This window comes from Oscillospiraceae bacterium (assembly GCA_015068525.1).
Taxonomy (GTDB): Bacteria; Bacillota; Clostridia; order UMGS1840; family HGM11507; genus SIG450.
Map to the genome: position 1 here is coordinate 1 of SVKJ01000034.1, position 11,431 is coordinate 11,431.

Genomic DNA, 11,431 nt, shown 5'->3' on the forward strand with positions numbered 1-11,431 from the left:
TTGATTTTACATATTCAGGTCAAATAGAATATGTAAAGAAAGAAGGTGTTTATGTAAAATATGAAAATAATAAAGCAATTATTTCAGATTCAACGATTTCACATAAAACAAGAGGACTTTCACTTCTTGCCTATGAAATATCAAAAGGGAAAAAAAGTTTTGAAATAAGCGAGATTCCTGAATTCGACGAGAGGGGATTGCAGATTGACTTATCGCGTAATGGAGTTATGAGGGTTTCTGCAATTAAAGAATATATAAACTATATGGCTTGTATGGGGCTTAATTCTCTTATTCTTTATATGGAAGATGTTTATAAAATTACAAAATACCCGTATTTTGGTTATATGAGAGGTGCATATTCTCACGAGGAACTTAGAGAGATTGATGATTATGCTTATAATTTGGGGATAGAGGTAATTCCGCATATTCAGGTGCTTGGACATATGAGCCAGTATTTCAGGTGGAATGCATCTTCTGATATACGTAATAATTCAGATACTTTTTTGTGCGGTGAAGAGAAAACATATCAGTTTATCGAAGAAATGATAAAAACAATGCGTAAGTGTTTTCGAACACAAAAAATACATATAGGTTGTGATGAGGCACCTGAGGCAGCAAACGGAAAATATTTGTTAAAAAATGGATTGCATAATACTGTTGATGTTATCAATCAGCATGTCAAGACAGTTGTTGAAATCTGTAAAAAATATGAATTTGATGCAATTATGTACAGCGATTTATATTTTTCACTAAATACCGAAAATTCTTTGCATTATCATCCCGATGTTGTTTTTCCATTGGGATTTAAAGAAAAACTGCCTGATGTTTCATTTATGTATTGGGATTACGGTCAAACGGATGAAAACAGATACAGTAAAATAATATCAAAACATCAGGAATTTGGGAAAAAAATAATATTTGCAGGAGGTATATGGGGGTGGCTGGATATTCTTCCAAGATATTCATACACTGTGGATACTTTCATTCCTGCACTTCGTGCTTGCATAACTAACAAAGTTAAGTCAGTTTATGGTACTATCTGGGGAGATGACGGTTGTGAGTGCAATAAAATGTATGAACTGTTTTTTGCACCCATTGTATCCGAGTATTGTTTTAAAGGTTATAGTTGCAGTATTGATGAAGTGTTGGATATGAGCGAGTTTCTGTTTGGAATTAAGAGAGAATTCTTTAGTGCAGTGAGCGAATCTGCTATGCCTTATGAGGAAACAGAATACTGGGGTTACTGCGATACCTTTTATGGAAAGGGATTATTTTATACTGATATATTATATAATCTGACTAATGAGATCGATTTTTACAAAGATGCCATTCACAGATATATAAATTCCAAAAGAATTATTGAAAAAACATTTAAAAATTCCAAATGGCAGGATTATGAAAAGTTTGCAGTTGATTATTACGATATTTTAATCAGTAAAGCTGATATTATTGTAAATATCAGAACTGCTTATGAAAATTCAAATAAAGTTTATTTGAATGAACTTATAGATAAAAAACTGCCTGATTTAAGGGAAAAATATGTTTCTTTAATGGCTTTATGGCAAAAAATGTGGCTTTCGGTATTTAAACCATTTGGTTGGGAATGTATCAATTCAAGACTTGCTACGGTTATAGCAAGGATAGACTATGCTATCTATGCAATTAATAATTTTCTTTCGGGGAATGCAGAGAATATAGAGGAACTTGATGAACCGATACTTATTTCACATAACTCTGAGAACAGGCATTATGCCGATCTTGTTACAGGAAGTAAATATTTATAAAAGGAGCGATTTATATGAAAAAAATTTGCAAAAAGTTTAATTTAATTCTGGCAATTATTATGGTAATTACTTTGTTGTCTGCATGCAGTCAGCCACAATCGGTTGATATCGCAACCAACGAAGAATTAGATCCTGCAAAAATAGGAGATTATTCTACTCTTAAACTTCCTATTGATGACAAATATACTGAAATTTCCTATTTACATGATTCAGATATTACAAATTTGAATGACAGCTTGTTTATAAAGGAGTTAAGAAGAAGAACAGGCCTTAATGTCAATGTAATTGCAGTGCCTCTTTCTACAATTGCTGAAAAAGCAAAAGTACTTATGGCATCAAAAGATGAAATGCCGGATATTATGGACCATGTCGGAGGAATTGATGAAGTTAATGATTTTGGAAAGCAGGGAGCATTTGAAGAAATTCTTCAGCATATAGATGAACTTCCTAACTTTAAAAAATTATTCTATGATGAAGCGGATAAATACGACACAAAAGGTAAAATAAAGAATTTTCTTGACGGAGAAGGAAATTTATTTATGTTTCCAAGATATAATATTTCCCGTAAGGTTAATCATGGTTTCCTATATAGAAAAGATATCTTTGATAAGCATAATATAAAAATGTGGACAAGCACAGAAGAATTTTTAGATGTTTTAAGACAACTTAAAAAACTTTACCCTGACTCAACGCCATTTGCTTCAAAAACAGGGGACCAGATATTTGGAAACTTTACTCTTAACTATGGTCTTGATATTATGACAGGATTTCAGCCTTATTATGACGAAGAAGAAAAAGTATGGAAAATGTCATGCACCGACCCTAAATTTAAAGATTGCCTTGATCTTGTAAAGACTATGTTTGACGAAGGACTTATTGACCCTGAATTTATAACAGCAACTCAACCTGCATGGACAGCGAAAATGACACAGGCTGATAAAGCATTTGTTACATGGGACTGGATTGGAAGACTTGATATGTTTAAAGAACAGACACTACAAACTGTTCCTGACTACGATTTAAGATATGCTGAACCATTAGAAGGTAAAGTTATTACTCTTACGAATGTACTTACCGGACCCGCTGTTAAAAAAGGAAAAAACAGTATGCTGGCTCTTAAACTTCTTGATTATATGATAAGTGATTCCGGAGCAATACTTGCTTCAATGGGGGTTGAAGGAGTTACTTTTAACTATGGAGAAAACGGTATGGCAAAATATCTTGGATTTGAAGACGGAGAATCTGCAACCACAACACTTCTTGAACAAAAATATGGTATATGCGGACCTTTAGCGCACCGTTATGACGACAGATGTGCATACTATAATTATACCGAAAAGGAACAGGAAGCACAGGATATGATGACAAGTAAAGAAGACGGTTTCTGGCCTGAAGACCCTGTTCTTACATTTAACGAACAGGAAAAGAAAGTTATCGAAAAATATCTTACATCGCTTGAAACTGCCGCGAGAGAATTTTCAACTAAATATGTTTTAAATGGAAATCAATCATGGGAAGATTGGCTTAAAAAAGCAGAAACTTTAGGTGCAAAAGAAATTCTTAAAGCCTATAACGATGCTCAGAAAAGATACGATAAATTATAAAATCTAATATACTTAAAACCTCTGGGGAAAAATCCTCAGAGGTTTTTGAATTCACTTACATATTCATTTGGAATAAGAAATATTATTTCATCATCAGTAAAATTAAGTATGTTAAGATTTGCTTTTAGAAAACTTGCTTTTTTAACGATTTTAATAAGAGTTAAAAAAGCATTTTCATCTTCGCATATCTTAAGAATTATTTTTGTATTATTTCCAAATATTTCGGTAGATATTTCGGGAACAAAACTTCTTACTTTTTTTATAACATCAAAAACTTTGCTTATAAGATTTTCTTTAACAGTAAATGTAACTGAAATTTTATCTTTTAAATAAAACTGTTTTGTAAAATAATCAATTTTTATATTTTCTTCATTGATTAATTCCAGTATTTTTGAGATATAAAAAATATTATCAGGTAAATTTTTAACTGTAATTAAAGCGATTTCTTTTGTATCGGTAATTAAAATTTCCGACATTTAAAATCTCCTTTTTACATTCCCTTATAATTCTTTAATTAAAGAATCCATATTATATAAACCAGGTTTTTTTCCTGCAAGATATTTTGCCGCTTTTACTGCACCTTCTGCAAAAATTTCTTTGCTTGTTGCAAGGTGAGATAAGGTAACAACCTCGTTATTTCCGGCAAAAATAACATCGTGTTCGCCGACAATTGTACCGCCGCGAACTGCGTGAATACCAATTTCCGTTTTTGACCTTTTCTTTCTTATACTGTGCCTGTCATAAACATATTCGTAAGAATTATTTAGTTCTTCGTTTATGGCATCTGCAATTGCAAGTGCAGTACCACTCGGAGCATCAATTTTCTGATTATGATGCTTTTCCACGATTTCAATATCAAATTTATCGGATAAAAGTTTAGTTGCTTTTTTTGCTAAATCAATTATTAAGTTAACACCGATTGACATATTTGCAGAATAGAAAACAGGAATAACATTTGATGATTCTTTAATTTCTTCTATTTGCTCTTTTGATAAGCCTGTTGTAGCAACAACAATAGGTGTTTTAGTTGCTTTGGCATATTCCATTAGCGGATAAAAGGCAGACGGATGTGAAAAATCAATTATAACATCTGCTTTGCCTGTAAATCCGGACGGAGCATTGTAAACTTCATAATCATAATTTTTTGTTGTATCAATATCGATGCCACATACTATATTGATATATTCATCGCATTTTACAATTTCGGTTATAACTCTTCCCATTTTTCCGTTACAACCGCTTAACATTATATTTATCATAGGTAATCATTCCTTATTTAATATTAAACAAGTTTAACTCCTGCGCCTTTAAGAGAATTAATAAGTCTTTGCTTGTTCTTTTCGTCCATTTCATACAAAGGCATTCTTAACTTTCCAACATTAAATCCCATAAGGTTAAGTGCTGTTTTAACAGGTATCGGATTAACCTCACAAAACAGAGTGTTGATTAAATCAAGATATTTAAACTGTAATCTCATGCTTTCTTCGGTTTTGCCGTCAAGATAAAGTTTGCAAATATCATGAGTTTCTTTTGGAAGTACGTTTGCAAGAACGGAAATAACACCTTTTCCGCCAACAGACATAACAGGAACGATAATATCGTCATTTCCTGAATAAATGTCAAGCCTGTCACCAAATCTGGCAGCAACTTCCATTAAGTATGAAGCATTACCGCTTGCTTCTTTAATACCTACAATATTGTCAATCTTTACAAGTTCTTCTAAAACTTCCAAAGATATATTCATACCTGTTCTTGATGGAACATTGTATAGAATTATCGGGATATTAACACTTTCTGCAATTAAAGTAAAGTGATTTATAAGACCCTGTTTGTTTGTTTTGTTGTAGTATGGTGTAACAACAAGCAGTGCGTCTGCGCCAAGCCTTTCGGCTTCTTTACTTAATTTAATACCGTGAACAGTATCATTACTTCCTGTGCCTGCAATAACAGGGATTTTCTTATTAACTCTTTTTACAGTGTATTCAATAGCAGATAAATGCTCTTCGTCAGGCATTGTTGCCGCTTCTCCTGTTGTACCGCACACGATTATAGCATCTGTATTATTGTTAAGATGAAAATCTATAAGGTTGCCAAGACTATCAAAATCAATTCCGTTTTCGTTAAACGGTGTGATAATAGCAACACCTGAACCGGTAAAAACAGTTTTTTTCATTTTAGGTCAACTCCTTCAAATTAATCTAAATAACCAAGTTTTGCAAGTAGTTCAGCCATAAGAACTGCACCGCCTGCAGCACCTCTTAAGGTATTATGAGAAATACATACAAATTTATAATCATATTGAGAATCTTCTCTTAATCTTCCCATTGAAACAGCCATTCCGCCTTCTAAGTTTCTTTCAGATTTAGTTTGCGGTCTGTTGTCTTCTTCAAAGTAATTAAGGAAATGTTTAGGAGCAAGAGGAAGTTCAAGTTCCTGAGCAGTACCTTTGTAATTTTTCCAGATTTCTTTTATTTCATCAATAGACGGTTTGTTTTCAAATGATACAAAAACTGCAGCAAGATGACCGTCGCTTACAGGCACTCTTATACATTGAGTTGTAATAGCAGGAGAGGTAGCAGGAACGATTTTGTCTCCTTCAATTTTACCCCATATTTTTAATGGTTCAATTTCACTTTTTTCCTCTTCTCCGCCAATGTATGGAATAACATTATCTACCATTTCAGGCCATGTTTCAAAAGTCTTACCTGCACCGGAAATTGCCTGATATGTACAAGCAAGAACATTTTTAATGCCAAATTTCATAAGCGGATGAAGCGCAGGAACATAACTTTGAAGTGAACAGTTTGATTTAACTGCAATAAATCCTCTTTTTGTTCCAAGTCTTTTTCTTTGTGCATGAATAATTTCGGCATGATCTGCATTTATTTCAGGCACAATCATCGGAACGTCAGGAGTATGTCTGTGAGCAGAGTTATTTGAAATAACAGGGCATTCTGCTTTTGCATATTTTTCTTCTAATGCCTTTATCTCATCTTTTTTCATATCAACTGCGCAAAAAACAAAATCAACTTCTGATGCGATTTTTTCTATATCTAATGTTGCATCTAAAACAACAGTTTTCTTTATGTTTTCAGGAATAGGTGTTTTCATAACCCAACGGTTTCCTACTGCCTCTTCATAAGTTTTACCGGCTGAACGGGAAGAAGCGGCTAAAACTTTTAAGTTAAACCAAGGATGGTTTTCTAAAAGAGTTATAAATCTCTGACCAACCATTCCGGTAGCACCTACGATACCTACATTAAATGTTTTCATAATAATTCCTCCATTATACTATATGCTATCTTTATATATAATAACACTATATTTAAGAAAAGTCAATTTAGAAAAAACAATAAAAATTAATAAAAAACTTGAAAAAATATTGTAACCTATGTTAAAATAGAGAGAAAAGATTTTTAAATTACGGAGGAATAAATATGTCAGGACATTCTAAATGGTCTAATATTAAACACAAAAAGGAAAAATCAGATGCTCAAAAAGCGAAGATTTATACAAAACTCGGAAGAGAAATTGCAGTTGCCGTTAAAGCAGGCGGTCCCGATCCTTCAATTAACGGTAAATTAAAAGATATAATTGCCAAAGCAAGAGCAAACAATATGCCTAACGATAATGTTAAAAGATGTATTGAAAAAGCAACAGGAAGTCAGGAAAATGATAATTATGAAGATATAGTATACGAAGGTTATGGACCAAGAGGGGTAGCAGTAATTGTTGAAGCACTTACTGATAACAGAAATCGTACTGCGGCTGATGTAAGGCATTATTTTGATAAATTTGGAGGAAATTTAGGAACTAATGGTTGTGTTTCCTTTATGTTTGATAAATACGGTGTTCTTATTGTTGAAAAAAATGATTCTGTTTCTGAAGAAGAACTTATGGATGCTGCAATGGAAGCGGGCGCACAGGATTTTAATGAAGAAGATGAAGTTTATGAAATTTTAACTACTCCCGAAGAATTTTCTTTCGTCCGTGAAGAACTTGAAAATAAAGGCTTTGAATTCTTAAAAGCAGAGGTAACATTAGTTCCTCAGACTTATGTATCTTTAACTGATGAAAAAGATATTCTTATGATGGAAAAACTTATTGAGCATCTTGAAGATAATGATGATGTTCAGAATATTTATCACAACTGGGAAGAGTGTGAAGATTAAGTAAATGTTAAATTTATGTTAAAATTGTGTAATATTCTTGATTTTTTGACATAATTTGTATATACTTGTTTTTTGGATAATATTTATAAGAAAGATGAGTGTTATTATTATTTATTTGGGGAAAAATAATTTTTAACATATTTCTAAGTGGCTTTAATTTTATAATTTTGAAAAAGGGTGTTAAAAATGAAAAAAATTGCTGTTTTAACAAGTGGGGGAGATGCTCCCGGTATGAACGCAGCCATTCGTGCTGTTGTAAGATGTGCGCTTCACAATAATATGGAAGTTTATGGGATTCACGAAGGATACAAGGGCCTTTTGAATGGTAATTTTGAAAAAATGGGATATCGTTCTGTATCCGATTGTTTAAATAAAGGCGGTACAATTTTAAAAACTGCTCGCAGTAAAACTTTTGCGACCCCTGAAGGAGTTGCAAAAGCTGTTGAAATTGCAAAAGAAAAGGGTATTGAGGGTATAGTTGTTATCGGAGGCGACGGGTCATTCAGGGGCGCAAGAGCGTTAAGTGATGCAGGGCTTCCTACTGTTGGTATTCCGGGAACAATTGATAATGATATTGCCTGCACTGATTATACTATCGGTTTTGATACGGCGCTTAATACTGCCTGTGAATGTATAGATAAACTAAAAGATACCTGTTCATCTCATTCAAGATGCAGTGTTGTTGAAGTTATGGGAAGGCACGCAGGGCATATTGCTCTTGAAGTTGCAGTTGCCAACGGTGCAGAAGCAGTTTTAGTTCCTGAAAAAGATTATGATATAAAAGACGATATTGTTTCATATATAAATGAATCTATCAAAAAAGGAAAATCTCATTTTGTTGTTATTGTTGCTGAAGGTATTGGAGAATCTGAAAAAATAGCATTTCAGATTGAAGCGTTAACTGAAATTGAAACAAGAGTCGCAATTTTAGGGCATATTCAAAGAGGTGGTTCACCAACTGTTTACGATAGAGTTATGGCAAGCCGTATGGGTGTAAAAGCAGTTGAACTTCTTATGGAAAATAAGGCCAACAGAGTTGTTGCTTTTAAAGATAACAAAATTGTGGATTATGATATTACCGAAGCATTAAATATGAAAAAGGGTATTGATGAACAGTTATACGAAGTATTTACTGATATAACATATTAAAATGTAAATGTGAGGTCAAACAATGTTTAAAAATCTTCCTAATTACATCACAATATTCAGATTGATATTGGTTTTTGTTTTTATATTTTTGTTTAGTTCGGATATAGATAATAAAAGCCTTTATTGTGTTATAACTTTTTTGATAGCAGGTCTTAGTGATGTATTGGATGGTTTTTTAGCAAGGAAATTTAAAATTGAAAGTAATTTCGGCAAACTTATGGATCCTCTTGCCGATAAACTTATGCAGATAACCGTTGCAGTTTGTATGGCGAGTATGGAACATTCTCTTTCGTGGGTGCCTGTATTTTTAATACTAAAAGAGTTAGTTATGATTTTAGGTGCAGCGAGACTTCTTAAAAAAGATAAAATTGTTGTTCAGGCAAACTTTTTCGGAAAACTTGCAAGTGTGATTTATTTCCTTGTCTTCCTTGTTATAATGATTTTTGAAAATATTGATCCTCTTATAAAACAAGGGCTATGCATAAGTTTTGTTATTGTATCAATACTTGCCTTTGTAAATTACATAAATGCATATTACAAAAAAGTTAAACCACAGTAAACTGTGGTTTTTTCTTTGAACTGATTGACAATTTTTAGCATAAAGTATATAATGAAAAAAGCACATTTAATTGAAAGGTTAATTATAAAAATGGTTTATAATAATATTTTAGAAGCAATAGGAAATACTCCTGTAATTAAATTATCGAATATGGTTGATAGTGATTCTGCTGATATTTTAGTTAAATTTGAAGGGCTTAATGTCGGTGGCTCTATTAAAACGAGAACTGCATATAATATGATAAAAAAAGCAGAAACAGAAGGTATTTTAAATAAAAATTCAATAATAGTTGAGCCGACAAGTGGAAATCAGGGGATTGGTCTTGCCTTAGTCGGTGCTGTAAGAGGCTATAAAACTGTTATTATTATGCCCGACTCTGTCAGTGAGGAAAGAAGAAAACTTGTTAATCACTACGGTGCAGAAGTGATATTAGTTCACGATTCAGGTAATATCGGTCTTTGTATAGAAGAATGTCTTAACCTTGCACTTAAAATGAAAAAAGAAAATCCTGATGTTTTTGTTCCTCAGCAGTTTGAAAATCCTGCTAATCCTGATATTCAAAGAGAAGTTACAGGTATGGAAATTATAAATCAGGTTAATGGCCCTATTCACGGCTTTTGCTCAGGTATCGGCACAGGGGGAACTATAACAGGTATTGGAGAAACTTTGAAAAAATATAATCCTGAAATGACAATATGGGCTGTAGAACCTGAAGATGCCGCTATTTTGTCGGGTGGTTCAATCGGTACTCATATTCAGATGGGAATAGGCGACGGAATTATTCCTGAAATTTTAAATCAGAATATATATGATGATATTTGTATAGTTAAAGATGATGAAGCTTTAAATACTGCTAAAGATTTGGCAAGAAAAGAAGGCATTATGTGTGGAATTTCAAGCGGAACAAATGTTGCCGCTGCAATAAAACTTGCCAAAAAATTGGGAAAAGGTAAAACTGTTGTAACCGTTCTTCCTGATACTGCAGAAAGATATTTTTCTACTCCGTTGTTTGAATAGTGCAGTTTATCTGCACTTTTTTAGTATCATTTAACTAAAAAAAGAACATTATAAAAGTATAATATTGTTTATATAAATACTTGAAATTAAAAAAACAATATGATAAAATTATATTATAAAAAATGTAAATAAATGTAAATAAATGTAAAAAATAGGGAGGATACTATGGATTCAAACAAAAGACCGGATACTATGGAACGTATTACAACAAAGGAACTTGCAGATGCTTTTATAAGTGAGCAGATCTCTAAAATCAAAGAACAGGTAGGAGGTAAAAAAGTTCTTCTTGCCTTATCAGGAGGAGTTGATTCTTCTGTTGTTGCAGCGCTTCTTATCAAAGCTATCGGAAAACAACTCATTTGTGTGCATGTTAATCATGGACTTATGAGAAAAGGCGAAAGTGAACAGGTTATTGAAGTATTTAAAAATCAACTTGATGCTAATTTGATATATATAGATGCAACTGATAGATTTTTAAATAAACTAGAAGGTGTATCCAATCCTGAAACAAAAAGAAAGATTATCGGCGGAGAATTTATAGTAGTCTTCGAAGAAGAAGCAAGAAAGTTGACTGATGTTGACTTTTTGGCTCAGGGAACAATCTATCCTGATATACTTGAAAGTGATGGTGTAAAAGCCCACCATAACGTTGGCGGACTTCCTGAAGATATGCAGTTTGAACTTGTAGAGCCTGTTAAACTTCTTTATAAAGACGAAGTAAGAGTTGTAGGTAAAGCGTTAGGACTTCCTGATACAATGGTTGAAAGGCAACCATTTCCTGGTCCCGGACTTGGTGTTCGTTGTCTTGGTGCAATCACTCGTGACAGATTACACGCTTTAAGAGAGGCAGATGCAATCTTAAGAGAAGAGTTTGATATTTGTGGCCTTTCTAAAAAAGTATGGCAGTATTTTATCGCAGTGCCTGACTTTAAGTCAGTCGGTGTAAAGAATGACAAAAGATATGAAGGTTGGCCTGCAATTATCCGAGCAGTCAATACTAAAGATGCCATGAGTGCAACAATAGAAGAAATCCCTTACGAAATCCTTCATAAAATAACTAATCGTATAACAAATGAGGTTGATGGCATCAACAGAGTATGCTTAGACCTTACTCCAAAACCTATTGGGACGATTGAGTGGGAATAA

General features: G+C 33.0%; 11 protein-coding genes. 7 read left to right on the forward strand and 4 right to left on the reverse strand.

The annotated features are described in order from the left end of the window. A partial coding sequence (locus E7419_07700) for a beta-N-acetylhexosaminidase (protein MBE7015065.1) occupies positions 1-1,784 on the forward strand: 1,784 nt, incomplete at its 5' end. A gap of 14 nt (positions 1,785-1,798) precedes the next feature. After that, a complete protein-coding gene (locus tag E7419_07705) occupies positions 1,799-3,388 on the forward strand; it encodes an extracellular solute-binding protein (GenBank protein ID MBE7015066.1) in 1,590 nt (529 codons plus the stop codon). Positions 3,389-3,423: 35 nt separating this feature from the next. Here E7419_07705 and E7419_07710 read toward each other — a convergent pair whose 3' ends face one another. From E7419_07710 to asd, 4 genes are read right to left on the reverse strand one after another with little or no spacing between them, the layout of a single operon-like run. Then, a complete protein-coding gene (locus E7419_07710; protein MBE7015067.1) occupies positions 3,424-3,864 on the reverse strand; it encodes a hypothetical protein in 441 nt (146 codons plus the stop codon). A 24-nt stretch (positions 3,865-3,888) separates the two neighbouring features. Further along, positions 3,889-4,647, reverse strand: coding sequence for a 4-hydroxy-tetrahydrodipicolinate reductase (locus tag E7419_07715; protein MBE7015068.1), 759 nt, complete (start codon positions 4,645-4,647; stop codon positions 3,889-3,891). A gap of 23 nt (positions 4,648-4,670) precedes the next feature. After that, on the reverse strand, positions 4,671-5,561 hold the full coding sequence (locus E7419_07720) for a 4-hydroxy-tetrahydrodipicolinate synthase (GenBank protein MBE7015069.1): 891 nt from the start codon (positions 5,559-5,561) through the stop codon (positions 4,671-4,673). Between the two features lie 20 nt (positions 5,562-5,581). After that, on the reverse strand, positions 5,582-6,661 hold the full coding sequence (gene asd / locus E7419_07725; GenBank protein MBE7015070.1) for an aspartate-semialdehyde dehydrogenase: 1,080 nt from the start codon (positions 6,659-6,661) through the stop codon (positions 5,582-5,584). A gap of 164 nt (positions 6,662-6,825) precedes the next feature. Here asd and E7419_07730 point away from each other — a divergent pair, with 164 nt between their 5' ends. The 5 genes from E7419_07730 to guaA all read left to right on the forward strand — a co-directional run bounded on the left by E7419_07730 (position 6,826) and on the right by guaA (position 11,431). After that, complete coding sequence (locus tag E7419_07730) at positions 6,826-7,560, forward strand: YebC/PmpR family DNA-binding transcriptional regulator (GenBank protein MBE7015071.1); 735 nt, start codon at positions 6,826-6,828, stop codon at positions 7,558-7,560. A 186-nt stretch (positions 7,561-7,746) separates the two neighbouring features. Next, positions 7,747-8,709: a 6-phosphofructokinase gene (pfkA, locus tag E7419_07735; protein ID MBE7015072.1), complete on the forward strand. Its 963-nt coding sequence runs from the start codon at positions 7,747-7,749 to the stop codon at positions 8,707-8,709. A 22-nt stretch (positions 8,710-8,731) separates the two neighbouring features. Then, positions 8,732-9,268 (forward strand): CDP-diacylglycerol--glycerol-3-phosphate 3-phosphatidyltransferase, encoded by a 537-nt coding sequence (gene pgsA / locus E7419_07740; GenBank protein ID MBE7015073.1) that lies wholly within the window; start codon positions 8,732-8,734, stop codon positions 9,266-9,268. Between the two features lie 90 nt (positions 9,269-9,358). Next, positions 9,359-10,285, forward strand: coding sequence for a cysteine synthase A (gene cysK, locus E7419_07745; protein MBE7015074.1), 927 nt, complete (start codon positions 9,359-9,361; stop codon positions 10,283-10,285). A 165-nt stretch (positions 10,286-10,450) separates the two neighbouring features. Next, a complete protein-coding gene (guaA, locus tag E7419_07750) occupies positions 10,451-11,431 on the forward strand; it encodes a glutamine-hydrolyzing GMP synthase (protein ID MBE7015075.1) in 981 nt (326 codons plus the stop codon).